This is a genomic window from Amazonocrinis nigriterrae CENA67 (assembly GCF_016056305.1).
Taxonomy (GTDB): Bacteria; Cyanobacteriota; Cyanobacteriia; order Cyanobacteriales; family Nostocaceae; genus Amazonocrinis; species Amazonocrinis nigriterrae.
Genome location: NZ_JAECZC010000076.1, coordinates 1 through 15542 on the forward strand (window position 1 = coordinate 1; position 15542 = coordinate 15542).

The window sequence follows — 15542 nt, forward strand, 5'->3', positions numbered from 1 at the left end:
CCGCACCCCTGCACCCCCGCACCCCTGCTCACCAGTTATAGTGACCACACTTGTAACCAGCCTGCTTTGCCTCCTCATAAGCAGCATTAATTTCTGTCATCTTCTCAGAATCAGGAGAATTACCGCCATCTGGATGATATTTTCTGGCTAATTCTCGGTAAGCTGCCTTTACCTCATCATCAGAAGCGCGAACATCAACACCAAGAATTTGCCACCACTTCTTTTCTATAGATGGTGGTAGCGCTTGGTATCCGGCGAAAGCTTGCTCTACACTCCCCACTCCCCACCTTTCCATTCCGCGCATAGCAGCAATGTGCAGTCCGATGGCTCTCATGTTGTCCTTGGTTTTGAGCCAGCGATCGCAGCACAAAGCATAGGATTTATCCTTAAGACTGAAGTAAACTGCAACACCAGTATCATCAGGTTCCTTGAAATTTGCGTAGGGTAAGCCGTCTTTTCTTAATGGCACATTACTAGAAATAATCACATTCTTTGCACCTAATAACCTGAGTTCGTTGAGTAGGTCATCACGGGCAACTGAGAAACTAACTTGAAATTGTGCAGCTTCTCGCTTATGAGTCCTGGGGTAAATGGTGGCCCAAGTGAGGGGGTAGGCTGAAATGTCATTCATTATTAAGTTTTGTAAAAAGGTATCGCCCTAATTTTCTTAGAGGAAAATATACAGTTAATACTATTAGACCTTTATAGTTTAAGCTGTTGTCTCAAGTCTTCTACGTTCTTTACTTGGCTCCAATCAACATCACTATTCTGCAACAGTTCGACAGCTACGCCGATTAGGTGCTGGGGGTACACGCGATCGCCGGGTGGAACCGGCTCTGTATTGTTATCTCTAACTGTACGGGCGGTATCACTGAGCCATTCATGCTGTTCCCGACTGATTTTGATGTTGATGAAAACAGGTTTTTCCTTTGACGCTGACTCTTTGACTGATACAGGTTCAGGTGTAGATTCCTGTGGCGGTTCAATTGTTTCTGCTTGGTTACTTCCAATACCAGAAAACTGGCTGAGTTTCATCCCGCCCATCTTGCTTTTTGCCATATACTATTAGACCTTTATACTATTAACTGTTAATAATATACTACTTCCATAGCTTCAAGCATTCTTTAGCCAATGACTGATAAGCTCTAGCACCACTAGACTTAGAAGCGTACTCAATAACCGATTTTTGTTGTGCTATAGATTCAGCAACAGCGATATTTTCTGGAATTGTCGTATGCAGAAGACGATAGTTTAAATCTGCTGCTGCCTCAATCAACAAGTCATCAGCTTCCTTAGTCAGAACTAACCGGGGCTTATAACGTACCCTCAGTACATCAATGGAGATATCTGCCCTTTCACCTCGAATTAATTCAACTGCTTCCGACAATCCTTTTAAAGCTGCTGGTTCGCACAAAGTTGGAATTAAAACGCGTGAGCTTGCAAGAATCGCCTGCACAGATGCCACCCCTAAGCTAGGTGGGCAGTCCATCAAACAGACATCGAAGCCAGTTAATTTAGATAACGCTGGGGTAAATAAATCATCCTTTGCTGTTAAGCGAAACATCCCAATATCGCCAGGAATAAGCGAGAGGTGTTTTACTTGAGTTGCTAGGGGGGTAACAGACTTTTTATCAGCCAGCCAGTCTAAAGTTGTTGGACTCTTGCCGTCCATGCCCAAACCAAATGATGCAGTTCTTTGGCCGTCTAAATCTATCAGTAGCACCTGGCGCTTGGAAGTAGCTAAGGCCGTTCCTAGATTTATGGTGGTGGTGCTTTTGCCCGTCCCGCCTTTGAAATTGAATACTGCGACTTTCAACACTTGCTTAGAGTTTAATATTTAATACCTTAATAACCTAACACCATTAATGTAAAATACCATAAAGGTCTAATACGTTAATACATTTATAGGATGTTAAAGATAAATCCTTTAGAATTGCCGTCTGTCAGTTTTCAGGAGCGCAAAATCTTACCAGCCAGCCCAGGAATATATTTTGCTATCTCTAGTAATGATGAGATTTTATACATTGGTAGAACTAGCAATCTACGTAACCGATGGAAAAGCCATCACCGAGCAGTACAGTTTAAATCTCAAAGTCAAAATATCCGGCTGGCTTGGTTGCAAGTTGATGATGAAACCCTGTTACCAGAGATTGAAGCTGCATTAATTGAGCATTTTGCCCCTGCTTTCAACAATACTCATTTACCAGGCGGGATTATTCGACTTACAGTAGACTTGCCTGAGTCGATGCACCGTAAGTTGTCTGTGCTAGCTGCGAAGACAGGTAGGAAAAAAGCTGAGATTATAAGGCTTTTGCTGGATGAAGCATTTCAGGACGTAGAAGAGTAATGCAGTAATTGATACAGCAATTCCATATTTAAGTAAATAACGTAGTAGCGGTTAGTAAACAACTAGCCGCTTATTTTATGTCAAATAGCAGTATTTGGGATAGCAAGCCAATTTTTTACAGACTCAAAGTTGGAATTATTAATTATAGGCACATGGGCAACTTAGTGTAGCCGACTAGTTACTCAAAGTTGGGAATAACCCTGTTCTGTCACTTCCGGAAAACAATAATCGTAGCGAAACACTGGAACTTTTATCTCATCAAGCTTTGAGCTTTTCTTTTTTAATAGAGACTAAAATTCGTAGCCAAAAACTGAAAAGTCAAGCTCCGAAAGGCTTTTGGCGATTGGGTTTTCCCAGTTTGACCAAAAGGGATAACAGTTCAGTTAACTTGACGCTTTACTAATACAAGAGGTGGTTACACAACTTGCCTACTTTCTACCATCGCTCACACCACATGATCAACTTTGACAAAGTTCATTACACAAGTGGTTATCTTTGCCACGAGTGCCAGTAACACCCTGTTACATCAGTTAAAGCTGGTCTGGCGGCCTCGGAAACTACCAAACCAGCAATCAACAAAAAACGTCACGGAGTGATTTCAATGGTTAAAACCAATCCAGCATCTAATAATATTCTCGCTCGATTAATGGTAAAGATAAATGTAAGAATGATTATTTCAACTGGAGCAATAGCAATAACAGTAGGTTGCTTACCCTATGGGCTTTCAGTTGCCCTTCAAAGTTATCAGCTTAAGCAATCTACTCAAACTCAACTACGCTCCTTCAATCGCACACAGTATGAGCAGTTAAGGATAGGAATGTCCTTAACTGAGGTACGAGCAACTATCTCAAACCCAGGTGTTGAGGTTAGCCGTTCTTCAACAGTGGCATCCTTTGTCTGGGAAAATCCAGATGGTTCTAAAATCACCGCTACTTTTGAGAATAACAAACTCAAGAGCAAAGAACAGTCTGGGCTGAAGTAGGGAAAAGGGCGATCGCTGCTTAAGGGTGCGATCGCATCCCGTTGCATCGCCCTCCTGTTGTGCCGCTGCCCTAATTTAAACCTGCTCACAGCAATGATGAGCAGGTTTTTTGTCATGTTCCCCTAAGAGAATCATTTCAATCCCTATCAGGGGTATTTGATTTACTGGTACGACTAAAAGTCGCATCAATCCCCAATAAGCGCAGCCTGCCACGGCTTGAGTAAAAGCCCTCTGGAGGTTGCGCTTTACATTGGGGAATTAAACAATGCTAATAATGCGATGTTTACAACGGACTACACCCACGCACCCACTGAATTGCCTTTTTCTTAGAGGACGAGGATCGCATAACCACCATTAACTCAGCCTGTAGTGCATATGTATTAGTAATGGATAAGATAGAATACTTTTAGTGGTATGAATATTCATCTTTTCATACTCCTTACCTAAAGAATCTAAAAATATGCTTCTTTAGACAGAACATAGACTAGAATCTTTAGTAAATAATACAGATATAAGGTCTGGAGTTAACAATGAAAGAAAAGCAAACAGAATCCAGCAAGATTCAAAGTTTCCAAGTAAGTCGTCCAAGTGTAGTAAAAACTACAATTTCTCTTTCAAAGCCAGAATTAGAAAAACTGAAAAAATATGCGAAGGAAACGGGGATTTCTCTCAGTGAAGCAATTGAGCAGTCTGTCAAAGTAGATGAGCTAATTCGTGAACATATAAATAAAGGAGGAGCAATTTATTTTGAGTATCCAGGTGGCACTGAACTAATCAAGATTGAAATATCTCGTGGCTAGGAGTAGAGTAAATGCAAAGAATAATAACATCTATTCTTAATACTCTTAGCCTTCGGCTGGTATCTACTAAGGTACTCAACAAAAATTTGCCAGTTAAAGAAGAGAAAAAAGCAAAGCGCAATCCTGTTGAATTTAAACATACTGGCTGTATGTCTAAAAAGGAATTACATGAAAATTTTGAAGAAACTTCTCAGTTTCAAATTAATTTTGAAACTAAAAGTCAAAACGTAAAATTTACACATTATTATCGAAGAATTGAGAGAAATATAACTGAATAGATTTTAATCCCAAAACACCTTAATATATTAAGTGATTCTGATACTTTAAAATCTTACAAATGCTTATAAAATAAGGTACTTTTGGATTAATAATATATGTTTTTTAATTTCAATTAATTAACTCAGCAATAGCCCAAGTATATGAACCTCAAATCATCTCTTTCCCGTTTACTTGGATTCATTTTGATAACTATCAGTTGTGGTTTTGGTTATGGTTTAATTCGGGGAATTTTTGATGTCAATCAGCAGCAGCTATTTACAAAAACTAAAGTCCAGGACGTTATCTATACTGAATCTGTTAGCCGCACTGAATATGAGCGGTTGAGATTAGGTATGTCCTTGGGAGAAGTTGAAGCAATTTTAGGCCGTGGCGTTGAAACTGAGCAGTCTGCTACAAATACAAACTTTATTTGGAGGAACCAAGATGGCTCTGAAATTACCGCTAATTTTCAGAATGGCAAGCTGACAAGAAAAACACAGTCTAAATTAAAGTAAATAGGCGATCGCGGTTTGGGGGTGCGATCGCCTTTTCTACACCTCCAACAACTCATCCTCTAAGAACGGCCCTTATCTGCATTTTCAGTCGGTGGCTGAAGAGTATCAATTAGCAACAAATCATCACTGACTTTTGGCAGGGTTTTAAGCACGGGTAACAAATCATCACTGATTTTTGGCGGTTTAATGGAATTAAGCAAATTTTCTGATGTTTGAGCTTGTTGTGGCATATTATCCTCTAATTTTTTCTCTAAGAATCTTACGCAATTTCAAGCAGGTTTATGCGAAAAGTTCTATTATCTACCAGAACAGTAAACCCGTCTGCCAAGATGGTTATACTAATTGAATTGTTAGATTTTGATTCATGAGAAGCAATTAAATTATACTCTGCTACCTTATCAGTATCATTAAACTGATTAAATCCAACTAATAAACCATTGTTTGAGAAAACTTTTAAATCAGCCATATTTCCTTTAAAAAAGTATTTGTAGTTAAGGCGATCGCACCCCACACCCAAGCGATCGCCATTTATCCTCTAAGAAATTTGCTCTTGCGTTCTTACCTGCTCCAGAAAATCAGGCAGTAATAAATATAGAGAATTATCTATCTGAATTTCATCATGATTTGCTTTGTAGAAGATTATTTTTACTATTTCACAAGCTTCATCAAATGAGCAGTTAAGGTGATTTTCAATAGTAGAAATTAAATGAGCAGTTGACGAGAGCAAGTTTTGACTGTATTCCATACTTTTCAATAAAAGCGATCGCAGCTATCATAACCGCGATCGCCCTTTATCCTCTAAGAATTTAGTGCAGCTGCGATCGCATCCCCTAACTGTTTCAATGCTTTCTCTTTTGCAAAGTCAGCCGCCGCCCGTGCCGACTCTGCCAAAATTGTGTCTGTATTAGGTGTCAATTTCAGCGCACCACCCAAGTAGCCAAGCGACTTTACATAGTAGTCAGACAGGTTTGTTGAGGCCAGTCGCTTCACAGTTTGATAATCACCACTGCGAAACGCAGATAAAGCTTCGGCGTGTAAATCATTTTCGGGAGTTCCCAAGACATCAAGGATTGCGTTAACCGCTTGGTTTACTCGGTCTAGTGTTAGTTCTGTAGATAGTGCTTGTACCATTGTTATTTACTCCTGTTAAAACCAGACTTTAGTTTGATTTGCTTGCACTTGAGGTAAGTACAAAGTTTCCCAGTTCCGTTGCAAATGCTCTTTTATGACACGGCTTACATACCTAACTGTGCTGTCACCGTCATAAAGTACAGCTATCCGCAACAGGCATATATTTTGTTCAGCCAGAACAACATAATTAAGTTGCCGCTTTACCATTTCCTCAACTGGTATCAGTGCAACATCTCTGAGTGGGTTTCCCTCAACTGTAATTTGATGCTTATAAGGTGGTAGTCCTTTAGTTCCCTCACCCAGCATGATGTCTACCCATTGTTCAGAGGTTAGCTCTCTGGCCTGGGCATCTAACTTTGCCAAGTTCAAGTAATAATCACGCTTTCGCCCAATCCATCCCCTGATGTATTGGGTAACAAGTGTGTTTAATGAGTCTCCCGAAACCTCACCGAAAGTTGTCATTCTTTCGTCGTCTTCAGGACTGACGTAGTAGTAGCCTAGTGCAAATTGTTGAGCCATTAATAGTTGTGTTTCGCAAGGGGTTTTTATTTAATTTAGTATATAGTTTATTATTTTTAGTATTTTGGTACAGTAAAGTTAATAAATAAGCCCCGTCGCTGGCACGTCGGGGACTTATCGCCCACCGTAGGATTCGGCTACAGGAGCAAAACTATTATGAGTGCTGATGAACAAAAACGTGAATATGTATTGAATGCGATCGCATCTTACCCAACACAGCAAGAAGCTGCGATCGCACTAGGGACATCTCCTAGAGTTGTCTCCCAGTGGAACACCAATAAGGCTACACCCAGAGAATTGGCAGTAAGGGTTGTGCAGCTTCTACAGACACTGAAGGACGCAGGGATTGAGCCACCCCCACCAATAGTTTTCTAGTTAAGACCAATTGATTTTAATCATTGCCCCCTACTGGTTAGGGGGTTTTTAATTAGGTCAGATAGTTTTTGCACCAAAACTTGGTGATTAAAACTCTTGCATCAAGAGGAAAAATGCTGATTCTTGGCAGCATTCATCAAGCTTAATAAATAGCGGTTTTACCGCAAAAACCTAGTTTAATGCGTGAAACATTAATCATTTTGGTGCTAAAAGATATCAATTTTACTGCAAAAATTTGCAAATCTTTGATGCAATGGTATGTACACTACAAAAACCAGTAGATAGACAATTAAGGGAGATTTACGAGGCTTATTTGGGCGATCGCATTGGGGATACTACATGGCGATCGCTGAAAAAATTCCTCTTAGAATCTGAGTTAGAGCTTACTGCAAATAATCTACATGAGTATGCAACATTAAGGAAAAGTTACCCTAAATTATCATTAACACCACTAGAATTTAGGGCAATACTTGCAGCAGTTGATAATGCTAGAAATTCAGTTCCTAATTTTATAATTGGTGAAGAATTTATCAGATTGCTAATTAATCAAGATATTAGGCCAGATATTTCAACTATTTACCGATGGTTCCAACAAGCTGGCTCTAGGTATAGCAAATCTAAGAACTATCCTAGTGAGGTGATATTTGTAGTTATTTATCGGGCTGTAATTTGGAAATTCATTAATACGAGGAGAAATAAAAATGTCTAAATTACCTTCTGGATTAAGAAGAGTTTACAATACTCTATATAAACGTAAAGCCACTGGTTTGATATCATACGCGCCTACACCTTCTGAGATTAAGGATTATTTTGAATCTCAAGAATTTGATGTAAACAATATTACTGATGAGCAATTTGAACAGGCTATCAGCTATTTTACTAAAGGGGAATTATCAACTGTTAATCAAGAATATTTTGATGCTGTTTCTAGTGATAAAGCAGAAGTACCCAGCAGCAAACCTGAAGCTAAAGCATCTCCAGAAAGTAATCAAATAATTGTTTCTGGTGCTGATAAGCAAGCCTTAGTTAGTAGCCAATCATCAGCATTAGGGTTTAGTCTAACTGAAGAAGAGACAATAGCTGTAGCTGATAGTATTGATAATGTCTTTGCTGATTACTCAGCATTTATAAGCAGTGTCACTAATGCTATTAAAGGCTACATTGCTCACAAATTCGATACTATCGAGAATGATTTAGAAAGTAGCACCACTGAAGTTAGAGAATACTTAAATGCACGTACTAATCAGTTAAATCAAAAGGTTTCTAACTTTGCAGATAATGTAAAAGCAATTCAAACCGACACTACAGCAATTAGAAACAACCTCAAAAACTCACAGACTACTATAATGGCGCGGTTTCGCTTCACATAAAAGTGATGGTTTAGCGCGATTATTCTTTGCAATAATCGCGCTAACATCCTTATTATTTACCCTTTCAGGAATTTCTCAAGCCTATCAAAATTATTATCTACCTTCAAAAGTTGAGGAACGGCTGAGAGAAAAAAAAATGATTGACTATTGTCCTTTATCTATTCCAGCGGAGAAATGCTAATGGTCAAAGCTAAATATATCAAAGACCATGTAACAGGCTATGGTAAAGATGTAAGCCGTGCTACTAGAAATAAATTTGATATTTCTAATCAACTAATTGTTAAGGCTGCTTTAGGTGATGAAAAATCTCTTACCCAAATCGCAGATATGGGTAAATTAGGTGAACGTTTGCAAATGACGTTACCTACTATTAAAGACCACCTTAAAAACTATATTCAAGGTAACACTCAGTATAATCAAGCTCTCTCTGAACTTTACAAAGAAGGTGGCAAAGGAGCATTAGCAATTGATAAAGCGGCTTCAGACCTAACTCTAGAAAATACTAGATTCAATAACTTACTAGAGGAATATAAAGAGCGCCTGTTTACTTCTTTAGAGGCTGAAGAGAACAGGCATCTTGACCAAATGGATACTATCGAACTACAGGCTTGGGTTGATAGCCAAATGAAAGAAATTGACTATAAGGTGCAAATGGAGAATATATCTAACAAGCCTTATGTAGCTCAATTGAAAGCTGATCAAGACTACGAGAATAAAAAAATTCAGCACATTCTAGAACATGGCAGCGATAGCGATTTAAGCTTAATTCCTCGGAAGCACTATATTACTAACCCACTCAGCCGGATGTGGCAAAATATCCGTGATTTATTCAGCTAAGTAGTAGAAAGCCCCCTACGCGGCAAGGGGGCTGATAGTATTTTATTGATATATTATGATTCCTTATACAGATGATGAATCAGCATCTCAAAATTACCCAATTGAGCAAGATGACAGCTTTACTCCTGACCAAATAGAAGAAATTAATGATTACAAGGAAAAAGCTAACAAGAAGATTGCTAAAAATGAATCTGTTCTTAGAGGATTAGAAACATTTTTTTGGGGTATCAGTAGTTATTCACTATGCAAATGGCTGGTTTTGAATCTTGGCTCAGGTGGTATTAATCTTGCGATCGCAGTTGCATTAGTGGTCAATCAGATAGTAAATCGTGATTGCTTAGATGCGTTCACTTTAAATAGAAAAGATGGACAATGGGAACTTGATGGCATGGGTAAATTATTTAAATTTCTGTTTGGAATATTAGCAAGTATTTTTGTAGTCTGGTCATCTATTGGCAATTTTATAGGTATGGTTAACGATTCTAAAGCTACTTACCATGCTTTAAATAGTGCTGTGGAAGAATTTAATAGCCTACCTGAAAAGCAACAAGAGGAATGGATAAAGGGAGCTGTTGTTGGTGCTGGATTAGTAGCTTTGGTATTTATTGGTATTGGTGTCAATAAGAAGTAAAGTTATGAGCAAAACTTTACCTATTATTACAGTATTGGGGGTGATTAGTTCATTAACATCAGCATTTTATTTAGGTCAAATTGGTGAATTGAGTTTCGACCAAGTAAGTGTACAGTTCTGTCCAACAACTGCCAATAGAAACCAGCCAAACGCCAGAGAATCACAGGGTAAGTTAGACTTAAAATACTGTCGTTATCGTCATAGATTGTTAAAAGAAGTGTGGGAAACTGAGCAGTATAAAGCAGCTATTCCACTGTCTGAAGAATCATTTTTTGTTCAAGAGTATAGAGGTGATAACTCAGGTGGAGTCTGGCTGTTACTGGCTCCATTCCTGGCTGGTAGCGCATATTTAGCATGGTCTAATAAATGCCAGATTGACTATGATAAAAAGTTTAAACAATTAGAAAATTTAAAAACTTACTACAAATTGATAACTATATCAGCTAGAAACGAGAGAGATTTTAAAGCTACTGCTATCAACCAGAAATGGGATAGCCAGCGTGTTAATGCTGGCCAAATATCAATAGATGCTGTGCAAGATAAACTCAGAAGACAGCGTGAGATTCAAGAACGTACTCATACTTCTACACTCAAACAATTTGATTTAAATGATAGTCAGATAAATAAGCAAATTGCTGAGGATGAATTAGCCAAAGCTAAGGCTGAGCAAGAAAAGAATAATATCTTAAATGGTGATACTAGTAATACTAAGAAAACTTCAAAAAATGCTAAATCAACCAAGCTGGAATTAGATTCAGAATATCAGTGGATTTATAAACTCCTCAAATTACCATTTAGAGTTTTGAGTGGTGAGCAAGGTTCAGGTAAATCTACTTTAGAAAGGTTAATGATACGGCTACTCAAAGATGATGGGTGGCACGTAGTAGTTGTTAATCCTGAAACTAACCCTGATATTTGGTCAGGTGTTCAAGTCCTCGCTGATGTTGATGAGATAAACAGATTCTTCAAGGAATTTCCAGATGCGATCGCTGACCGTCAACAACAATGCAGAGATTTAGGCATTGATGAGGACGATTATCTAGACTTTATCAAGCATAAAAGCGGCTTAGAGGGTAAAGTTGCAGTTTTCTTGGCAGAGTCAAATACTTATGAAGTTCATGGTGTTGACCCTGACCTATGGGCTAATTTCCTCAAGCAATCTCTAACAAATATTCGGAAATGGGGTTATACAGTTTGCTTGACTGCCCACTCTGACAACCAAACCAGCATCGCCAGTAAGTTACAAGGATTCTCAAAGCTGATTGACAACTCTCCTAGAGTTGACTGCATAGCCAAAGCTGGGCCGGATGGTGAGGCAATCAGCAGCGGTAAGGGCCTGCTTAGGATGAAGGGAATAGGGGATAAGGAACCTGTAGAAGTTGATTTATACAACTACCCCAAAAGCAAGAATTTTGACGACGGCAGCGCCAGGGCAAAGCCACCGCCGTCAATCAGGGAACCAGCAGCAGCTACTACAGACTGGAATGAGGAAATCAAGCGATGGGTGTTAAAGGTCGGGGGCAACCCAGCACCAGCACAGGTAAAAGCAAAGTGGGAAAGTCTGACAGGTCACAAACTAAACAACGACGGGTTAAACGATCTAATGGAATATTTAGGGCTGTAAACTGGGATGCTCGTTACGGAGATTCAAAAGAGTATCGTCGCCAGTGTGCGATCGCTCATCAATCCGTTAAGGGCTTATGCTGTGTCTGCCTTGTTAACTATTCAGAAGAATTACATCATGCTAAATATGGGAATGATGAGATTGGTGTAACAGTATTTCCAGTTTGCTCAGATTGCCACGAGCAGGTGTGCCATTCCTCTAAGAATTGGCTTAAAGATAAGCAAAATCCACTTTGGAATAATCAAAATACACCTGATTTTATTGAACGCCTGAAGATTGGTTACAAACTTTTGTATGGAGGAATTGAATAATGATTTGTTTTATTTGCAATATTGAAAGAGATAGCGTTTTTGTGGACGAACCAGATCATATATGCTCTATTTGTGGTTATCCTCATATGAAAAAATCAAAAATTCCGACAGAGCATAATCATGAAATGGGTTATGCCAGTAATTATCATCTTCAAAATTTAACTTGGGCAGAACATATTTCTATCTGTCCAGGACAAACAATTTATGATGGATCAATGTATGTAAATATATCTGGGGAAATTTGCACTACATACAAATATCCCCATCAATATAAAGAAGAAAGCCCATGCTTGTATGAGGGGACAAGGTACGTTGGTAAAAATAATAAGTAATTAGCGATCATCCCTACAATTTCCTCTAAGAAAATAGGAATTAATTTATGATGCAAGGTGAAGATAAACCCACAAAATCCAGAATTATCACAGGAACATTTAAGTACTGTAATTCTGGTAGAGAAGAAGTTAAAACAGTTACTTGCTTATTTACTGAAAGGTCGGAAAAGTATCAATTAACAAAAGTTTATGTAGTTGAGTTTGGTTGTGAATTGATTTTTTGTAAAGATAATAATCACTTTTTAGTTAATGACTAACTGCGCTGTTCACACTTTCCTCTAAGAATATGAAAAAAATACTTAAAATGTTGCTGAAACTCTTACCAGATGATACCCTCTGTTTATTAGAAGAGGAATGTTTTAAAGAGATGGAGAAGCGAGGATTTATAGTTTATGCAGAGGATTTAAATAGCGTTAATCAAAATTAAGTATTGAACTTTATAAATACTGCAAGTACTTGACAAAGATGCAAACACTACCACTAGAATTAGAATTGGCAGCATCTCAAATTGCTGCACAATATTACCCGCACAGGCGGTTTAAGCTAGTTTCTAAAATTGGAAGTAACTGTGTTGATATCGAATTTCAAGGCTACTATACAGAGAAATGCGTCACACAAAAACGCTCAAATCCAACTGATGATTTTTACCGCGATAAAACAATAGATTTCACAGTTGGTTATGGATATGGTCAGCTTTCAATATCTGCATGGTGGCGAGGAGCGATATTAGCTTTTGATTACAATACTAAATCTTGGAGCAATGAAGATGGGGAGGACATTAGTTGTCCCTACCCAGATGGTGAAGAGTTCGAGCAAATTGCAGCAGAACTTTATCCCTTGTTACAGAAACTAGTAAATTAATGGCGATCGCACAAGCCCAATCCATCTCGCGATTCTTTCCTCTAAGAAAATAAGGTAGAGCGATCGCTGTTTACACTTTCCTCTAAGAAAATGACATTAACATTTAAAGGTCGTCCTATTGATATGGCAATTGAAAATAGCTACGAACAGACTTTCGCTGATTTTTGGCAAAATATACTATGTGATGAAAATGGCGAAATTGATTTAGACAGCGTGAAGCGGGAATTGCACGATTATTACATAGTCATGCAAGAAGCTACCAAGGTTTATCATGAATTAACTGGTGGCAAAATTTCAAAGCCAAACACTAAAGCAGTGCATGTAATCCAGTTGGCATACGAGCATTTTGCAATATATAAGGATTAAAAAAAGCGATCGCTCCTACTTTCCTTGCTTGTATCTTAGTGTAGGCGGATGCACCAGAGCGATCGCATACTCACCAGAAACCCAATCATTCCGACTGGGTTTTTTGGTTTGAGAACGGTTCCCATTTTTTCTTAGAGGAAAATACTGAGTGTGAATCTTCCTCAGTCAGCACGATTGTGGATTACTTATCAAAATATTACTGTGCAAAACATGGTTTCCTAGAATGCCTGTTTTGATAAGTGATGCCGCAGAACACAGTCACGTCGCTGATTCTCACAACACCCCCGCCACTGACCGAACACCCTGCTTTGGTGTATCTTGGCTCTCTTTCGCCGGGGTCTGAGCCAACGATGAAGCGATCACTCAATTTAGTTGCTGAACTGTTGACGAATGGGCAAGCAGATTATTTAACCCTGGACTGGGCAGCGCTCAGGTACAAACATACCGCCGCTGTTCGTGCCGCACTGGTCAAGAATTACGAGCCAGCGACAGTCAACCGTGTGCTGTGTGCTTTAAGGAGAGTTTTGAAGGAAGCGCTGCGGTTAGAGTTGATGTCAGCCGCCGACTACGCCAGGGCCGTTGATATTGCCAGCGTTAAAGCCAGAAAGGAATTACGCGGACGAGCGCTAAGTCAAGATGAAATTGACTCGTTGATGAAAGCTTGTTTTGAAGATTACACCCCTGCCGGATATCGTGACGCTGCTCTGATTGCTATTTTGCGCGGTGCCGGTCTGCGTCGGTCTGAGGTGATCAAACTGGATTTAAGGGATTTCAAATCTGAGAATGGGGAAATAAAGGTTAGGGGTGGTAAAGGTCGTGTTGACCGCACACTTTACTTATCTCCAAGTGCGGCTGCATCAGTTAACGAATGGATTGAAATTAGAAACAAAGCAGCTGGCCCACTGCTATGTCAGGTTAATAAGTCTGGTCGTGTCGTTCAGCAACGCCTCACACCCCAGGCAGTTTTATTTATTTTGCAGAGACGGGGTGAACAGGCTAATGTGGAATCGTTCTCACCGCACGATTTTAGGCGCACATTTGCATCAGACTTAATAGATGCTGACGTGGATATCCCCACTGTACAGATGATGCTTGGCCATGCAACCCCAGCCCAAGCTATACGATATGACCGACGAGGAGAAGAAAGGAAACGTCGCGCTGGTGCTGTACTACAAGTCTTAGAACGGGTAAGAGCAGTTTCTTAGAGGAAAAAGGGGTTATTTCACAGGATGGTAAAGCCCATCTTTTTCGTTATACTGCCAACGAACCCTACTAGGGTCGCGGTCTTCGCACCACCTCTGAAAATCTTGGGTTTTAAGGTTTTCTCGCTTTTCGCGCAGATTGGCGGCGGTAGTACCAAACCGCCAAGCCAAATCTTTTTCGCTTAAGGGCTTGAGTTGCGGACTTTGCCCTGAATGGTAATTGGAATATGCAGACCTGGGCTTTTGTCGAGTGTTTTGGTTGCGTTGCAGCATCATCATTGCCCCTTCTAGTTGAGCAAGCCTGGTATTTAAAGCTTCTAATTTCGCTTCAAACTTTGCCTCTAAACTGCTTTCTATTTGGTGTAGACGAGTTTCTACATCAGTTTCTACACCATCCACATCACCCAGGACGTGATGGAGTCCTTGAATAACTAAATCAGTAGCGGTGGTGTTGCGTTCTTTGGCTGCGGCTTTGAGCGCTTCTACCAAAGGTTTGGGCAATTTGAAGTTGATTGATTCGCGTTCAATCTTTGCCATTCTACACCTGCTTATATACCCTGGTGTAGACAGTTTACCGCGCTTGTATTCAGTTGCGATCGCTCTTTTTCAAGCGTTCGCGTAAGCGCGTCTCGTAGAGAGGAAATTTGAGCGATGGTGCAGGTGCATTGTGATGAGCCAAACAAAAAACCCCGGCGTTAACTACCGAGGGTGATAAATCTTTTCTGTCGATGGGAGATACCAATGCTGGAAAAAATCTTAGCTAACGGTGATACCAACTAAAACTAGAGTGGTGACAAGCAATGTAGCGAACACACCTTGTAAAACATATTTGCGTTGCTCCCAAATTGCAGGGTACTGAGCATAGTACATCTTGGGTTCGGTTGCGTAGTTGTTGAGAACGCCGTCTTCGTTAACTGTGGTGTACATAGTTTTTTTCCTTATTTGTTTCTTTATGTAAAGTAATATAACAAGATTGTTACAATTGGTCAACAGGACTTGACATAAAAAGGCTGATAGCGGTAATAAAAATCGCTTATCAGAAATTGGGGAGATGGGGGGCTTCGGGGCCCCCTCTGGGGTT

At 39.6% G+C, this 15542-nt stretch carries 29 protein-coding genes; 17 read left to right on the plus strand and 12 right to left on the minus strand.

Annotated features, from left to right (window positions below; all coding sequences use genetic code 11):
- Positions 1-28 precede the first annotated feature (28 nt).
- From I8748_RS27465 to I8748_RS27475, 3 genes are all read right to left on the minus strand, one after another.
- Positions 29-631, minus strand: a complete 603-nt coding sequence (locus tag I8748_RS27465) for a DnaJ domain-containing protein (protein WP_198127683.1) — start codon at positions 629-631, stop codon at positions 29-31.
- Positions 632-702: 71 nt separating this feature from the next.
- Complete coding sequence (locus I8748_RS27470; RefSeq protein ID WP_198127684.1) at positions 703-1059, minus strand: hypothetical protein; 357 nt, start codon at positions 1057-1059, stop codon at positions 703-705.
- Positions 1060-1099: 40 nt separating this feature from the next.
- Positions 1100-1819: a ParA family protein gene (locus I8748_RS27475; protein WP_198127685.1), complete on the minus strand. Its 720-nt coding sequence runs from the start codon at positions 1817-1819 to the stop codon at positions 1100-1102.
- 90 nt (positions 1820-1909) lie between these two features.
- On the opposite strand from I8748_RS27475, the gene I8748_RS27480 reads away from it, so the two are divergent.
- Positions 1910-2347 (plus strand): GIY-YIG nuclease family protein, encoded by a 438-nt coding sequence (locus tag I8748_RS27480; RefSeq protein ID WP_198127686.1) that lies wholly within the window; start codon positions 1910-1912, stop codon positions 2345-2347.
- A gap of 768 nt (positions 2348-3115) precedes the next feature.
- Here the strand turns inward: I8748_RS27480 and I8748_RS27485 are convergent.
- Positions 3116-3445 (minus strand): hypothetical protein, encoded by a 330-nt coding sequence (locus I8748_RS27485; protein WP_198127687.1) that lies wholly within the window; start codon positions 3443-3445, stop codon positions 3116-3118.
- Positions 3446-3859: 414 nt separating this feature from the next.
- On the opposite strand from I8748_RS27485, the gene I8748_RS27490 reads away from it, so the two are divergent.
- The 3 genes from I8748_RS27490 (at position 3860) to I8748_RS27500 (ending at position 4902) form a co-directional block, all read left to right on the plus strand.
- Positions 3860-4129, plus strand: coding sequence for a DUF6364 family protein (locus tag I8748_RS27490; protein WP_198127688.1), 270 nt, complete (start codon positions 3860-3862; stop codon positions 4127-4129).
- 11 nt (positions 4130-4140) lie between these two features.
- Positions 4141-4407 (plus strand): hypothetical protein, encoded by a 267-nt coding sequence (locus tag I8748_RS27495; RefSeq protein WP_198127689.1) that lies wholly within the window; start codon positions 4141-4143, stop codon positions 4405-4407.
- Between the two features lie 141 nt (positions 4408-4548).
- Complete coding sequence (locus tag I8748_RS27500; protein ID WP_198127690.1) at positions 4549-4902, plus strand: hypothetical protein; 354 nt, start codon at positions 4549-4551, stop codon at positions 4900-4902.
- A 59-nt stretch (positions 4903-4961) separates the two neighbouring features.
- Here I8748_RS27500 and I8748_RS27505 read toward each other — a convergent pair whose 3' ends face one another.
- The 5 genes from I8748_RS27505 to I8748_RS27520 all read right to left on the minus strand — a co-directional run bounded on the left by I8748_RS27505 (position 4962) and on the right by I8748_RS27520 (position 6552).
- The gene (locus I8748_RS27505) at positions 4962-5132 is read right to left on the minus strand and encodes a hypothetical protein (protein ID WP_198127691.1); all 171 of its coding nucleotides are present in this window, start codon (positions 5130-5132) and stop codon (positions 4962-4964) included.
- Between the two features lie 29 nt (positions 5133-5161).
- A complete protein-coding gene (locus I8748_RS27510; RefSeq protein WP_198127692.1) occupies positions 5162-5368 on the minus strand; it encodes a hypothetical protein in 207 nt (68 codons plus the stop codon).
- A 69-nt stretch (positions 5369-5437) separates the two neighbouring features.
- Positions 5438-5647, minus strand: coding sequence for a hypothetical protein (locus tag I8748_RS34740; RefSeq protein ID WP_214662780.1), 210 nt, complete (start codon positions 5645-5647; stop codon positions 5438-5440).
- 53 nt (positions 5648-5700) lie between these two features.
- Positions 5701-6033 (minus strand): hypothetical protein, encoded by a 333-nt coding sequence (locus I8748_RS27515; protein WP_198127693.1) that lies wholly within the window; start codon positions 6031-6033, stop codon positions 5701-5703.
- Between the two features lie 15 nt (positions 6034-6048).
- Positions 6049-6552, minus strand: a complete 504-nt coding sequence (locus I8748_RS27520; RefSeq protein ID WP_198127694.1) for a transposase — start codon at positions 6550-6552, stop codon at positions 6049-6051.
- Between the two features lie 156 nt (positions 6553-6708).
- Between I8748_RS27520 and I8748_RS27525 the strand changes: the two genes are divergently transcribed.
- The 13 genes from I8748_RS27525 to I8748_RS27580 all read left to right on the plus strand — a co-directional run bounded on the left by I8748_RS27525 (position 6709) and on the right by I8748_RS27580 (position 14464).
- On the plus strand, positions 6709-6927 hold the full coding sequence (locus I8748_RS27525) for a helix-turn-helix domain-containing protein (RefSeq protein ID WP_198127695.1): 219 nt from the start codon (positions 6709-6711) through the stop codon (positions 6925-6927).
- 253 nt (positions 6928-7180) lie between these two features.
- Positions 7181-7636 (plus strand): hypothetical protein, encoded by a 456-nt coding sequence (locus I8748_RS27530; RefSeq protein ID WP_198127696.1) that lies wholly within the window; start codon positions 7181-7183, stop codon positions 7634-7636.
- The gene (locus I8748_RS27535; RefSeq protein ID WP_198127697.1) at positions 7629-8297 is read left to right on the plus strand and encodes a hypothetical protein; all 669 of its coding nucleotides are present in this window, start codon (positions 7629-7631) and stop codon (positions 8295-8297) included. Before I8748_RS27530 ends, I8748_RS27535 begins: the two co-directional genes overlap by 8 nt.
- A 180-nt stretch (positions 8298-8477) precedes the next feature.
- Entirely contained in the window at positions 8478-9134 is a 657-nt protein-coding gene (locus tag I8748_RS27540; protein WP_198127698.1) for a hypothetical protein, read from the plus strand.
- Positions 9135-9189: 55 nt separating this feature from the next.
- Complete coding sequence (locus tag I8748_RS27545; protein WP_198127699.1) at positions 9190-9765, plus strand: hypothetical protein; 576 nt, start codon at positions 9190-9192, stop codon at positions 9763-9765.
- A gap of 4 nt (positions 9766-9769) precedes the next feature.
- Positions 9770-11389: an ATP-binding protein gene (locus I8748_RS27550; protein WP_198127700.1), complete on the plus strand. Its 1620-nt coding sequence runs from the start codon at positions 9770-9772 to the stop codon at positions 11387-11389.
- Between the two features lie 6 nt (positions 11390-11395).
- A complete protein-coding gene (locus I8748_RS27555; RefSeq protein WP_198127701.1) occupies positions 11396-11539 on the plus strand; it encodes a hypothetical protein in 144 nt (47 codons plus the stop codon).
- A gap of 160 nt (positions 11540-11699) precedes the next feature.
- Positions 11700-12032 carry a hypothetical protein gene (locus tag I8748_RS27560; protein WP_214662781.1) on the plus strand — a complete coding sequence of 111 codons (333 nt, stop codon included), beginning with the start codon at positions 11700-11702 and terminating at the stop codon, positions 12030-12032.
- Positions 12033-12079: 47 nt separating this feature from the next.
- A complete protein-coding gene (locus tag I8748_RS27565; protein ID WP_198127703.1) occupies positions 12080-12289 on the plus strand; it encodes a hypothetical protein in 210 nt (69 codons plus the stop codon).
- Between the two features lie 47 nt (positions 12290-12336).
- A complete protein-coding gene (locus tag I8748_RS35865; protein WP_263976847.1) occupies positions 12337-12459 on the plus strand; it encodes a hypothetical protein in 123 nt (40 codons plus the stop codon).
- Between the two features lie 38 nt (positions 12460-12497).
- Positions 12498-12893 carry a hypothetical protein gene (locus I8748_RS27570; RefSeq protein ID WP_198127704.1) on the plus strand — a complete coding sequence of 132 codons (396 nt, stop codon included), beginning with the start codon at positions 12498-12500 and terminating at the stop codon, positions 12891-12893.
- 90 nt (positions 12894-12983) lie between these two features.
- Positions 12984-13259, plus strand: a complete 276-nt coding sequence (locus tag I8748_RS27575; protein WP_198127705.1) for a hypothetical protein — start codon at positions 12984-12986, stop codon at positions 13257-13259.
- 242 nt (positions 13260-13501) lie between these two features.
- Positions 13502-14464 carry a tyrosine-type recombinase/integrase gene (locus tag I8748_RS27580; RefSeq protein WP_198127706.1) on the plus strand — a complete coding sequence of 321 codons (963 nt, stop codon included), beginning with the start codon at positions 13502-13504 and terminating at the stop codon, positions 14462-14464.
- Between the two features lie 12 nt (positions 14465-14476).
- On the opposite strand, the gene I8748_RS27585 is transcribed toward I8748_RS27580, so the two are convergent.
- From I8748_RS27585 to psb34, 3 genes are read right to left on the minus strand one after another with little or no spacing between them, the layout of a single operon-like run.
- A complete protein-coding gene (locus I8748_RS27585; RefSeq protein ID WP_198127707.1) occupies positions 14477-14998 on the minus strand; it encodes a hypothetical protein in 522 nt (173 codons plus the stop codon).
- 49 nt (positions 14999-15047) lie between these two features.
- Positions 15048-15203: a hypothetical protein gene (locus tag I8748_RS27590; protein ID WP_198127708.1), complete on the minus strand. Its 156-nt coding sequence runs from the start codon at positions 15201-15203 to the stop codon at positions 15048-15050.
- A gap of 14 nt (positions 15204-15217) precedes the next feature.
- A complete protein-coding gene (gene psb34 / locus I8748_RS27595) occupies positions 15218-15388 on the minus strand; it encodes a photosystem II assembly protein Psb34 (RefSeq protein WP_198127709.1) in 171 nt (56 codons plus the stop codon).
- Positions 15389-15542: the final 154 nt, after the last annotated feature.

What these genes read in the sequence shown, in the direction of transcription:
- I8748_RS27465 (WP_198127683.1), bottom strand. Translation starts at nt 631, where the DNA reads ATGAATGACATTTCAGCCTACCCCCTCACTTGGGCCACCATTTACCCC.
- I8748_RS27470 (WP_198127684.1), bottom strand. Translation starts at nt 1,059, where the DNA reads ATGGCAAAAAGCAAGATGGGCGGGATGAAACTCAGCCAGTTTTCTGGT.
- I8748_RS27480 (WP_198127686.1), top strand. Translation starts at nt 1,910, where the DNA reads ATGTTAAAGATAAATCCTTTAGAATTGCCGTCTGTCAGTTTTCAGGAG.
- I8748_RS27485 (WP_198127687.1), bottom strand. Translation starts at nt 3,445, where the DNA reads ATGACAAAAAACCTGCTCATCATTGCTGTGAGCAGGTTTAAATTAGGG.
- I8748_RS27490 (WP_198127688.1), top strand. Translation starts at nt 3,860, where the DNA reads ATGAAAGAAAAGCAAACAGAATCCAGCAAGATTCAAAGTTTCCAAGTA.
- I8748_RS27495 (WP_198127689.1), top strand. Translation starts at nt 4,141, where the DNA reads ATGCAAAGAATAATAACATCTATTCTTAATACTCTTAGCCTTCGGCTG.
- I8748_RS27500 (WP_198127690.1), top strand. Translation starts at nt 4,549, where the DNA reads ATGAACCTCAAATCATCTCTTTCCCGTTTACTTGGATTCATTTTGATA.
- I8748_RS27505 (WP_198127691.1), bottom strand. Translation starts at nt 5,132, where the DNA reads ATGCCACAACAAGCTCAAACATCAGAAAATTTGCTTAATTCCATTAAA.
- I8748_RS27510 (WP_198127692.1), bottom strand. Translation starts at nt 5,368, where the DNA reads ATGGCTGATTTAAAAGTTTTCTCAAACAATGGTTTATTAGTTGGATTT.
- I8748_RS34740 (WP_214662780.1), bottom strand. Translation starts at nt 5,647, where the DNA reads ATGGAATACAGTCAAAACTTGCTCTCGTCAACTGCTCATTTAATTTCT.
- I8748_RS27515 (WP_198127693.1), bottom strand. Translation starts at nt 6,033, where the DNA reads ATGGTACAAGCACTATCTACAGAACTAACACTAGACCGAGTAAACCAA.
- I8748_RS27520 (WP_198127694.1), bottom strand. Translation starts at nt 6,552, where the DNA reads ATGGCTCAACAATTTGCACTAGGCTACTACTACGTCAGTCCTGAAGAC.
- I8748_RS27525 (WP_198127695.1), top strand. Translation starts at nt 6,709, where the DNA reads ATGAGTGCTGATGAACAAAAACGTGAATATGTATTGAATGCGATCGCA.
- I8748_RS27530 (WP_198127696.1), top strand. Translation starts at nt 7,181, where the DNA reads ATGGTATGTACACTACAAAAACCAGTAGATAGACAATTAAGGGAGATT.
- I8748_RS27535 (WP_198127697.1), top strand. Translation starts at nt 7,629, where the DNA reads ATGTCTAAATTACCTTCTGGATTAAGAAGAGTTTACAATACTCTATAT.
- I8748_RS27540 (WP_198127698.1), top strand. Translation starts at nt 8,478, where the DNA reads ATGGTCAAAGCTAAATATATCAAAGACCATGTAACAGGCTATGGTAAA.
- I8748_RS27545 (WP_198127699.1), top strand. Translation starts at nt 9,190, where the DNA reads ATGATTCCTTATACAGATGATGAATCAGCATCTCAAAATTACCCAATT.
- I8748_RS27550 (WP_198127700.1), top strand. Translation starts at nt 9,770, where the DNA reads ATGAGCAAAACTTTACCTATTATTACAGTATTGGGGGTGATTAGTTCA.
- I8748_RS27555 (WP_198127701.1), top strand. Translation starts at nt 11,396, where the DNA reads ATGCTCGTTACGGAGATTCAAAAGAGTATCGTCGCCAGTGTGCGATCG.
- I8748_RS27560 (WP_214662781.1), top strand. Translation starts at nt 11,700, where the DNA reads ATGATTTGTTTTATTTGCAATATTGAAAGAGATAGCGTTTTTGTGGAC.
- I8748_RS27565 (WP_198127703.1), top strand. Translation starts at nt 12,080, where the DNA reads ATGATGCAAGGTGAAGATAAACCCACAAAATCCAGAATTATCACAGGA.
- I8748_RS35865 (WP_263976847.1), top strand. Translation starts at nt 12,337, where the DNA reads ATGTTGCTGAAACTCTTACCAGATGATACCCTCTGTTTATTAGAAGAG.
- I8748_RS27570 (WP_198127704.1), top strand. Translation starts at nt 12,498, where the DNA reads ATGCAAACACTACCACTAGAATTAGAATTGGCAGCATCTCAAATTGCT.
- I8748_RS27575 (WP_198127705.1), top strand. Translation starts at nt 12,984, where the DNA reads ATGACATTAACATTTAAAGGTCGTCCTATTGATATGGCAATTGAAAAT.
- I8748_RS27580 (WP_198127706.1), top strand. Translation starts at nt 13,502, where the DNA reads ATGCCGCAGAACACAGTCACGTCGCTGATTCTCACAACACCCCCGCCA.
- I8748_RS27585 (WP_198127707.1), bottom strand. Translation starts at nt 14,998, where the DNA reads ATGGCAAAGATTGAACGCGAATCAATCAACTTCAAATTGCCCAAACCT.
- psb34 (WP_198127709.1), bottom strand. Translation starts at nt 15,388, where the DNA reads ATGTACACCACAGTTAACGAAGACGGCGTTCTCAACAACTACGCAACC.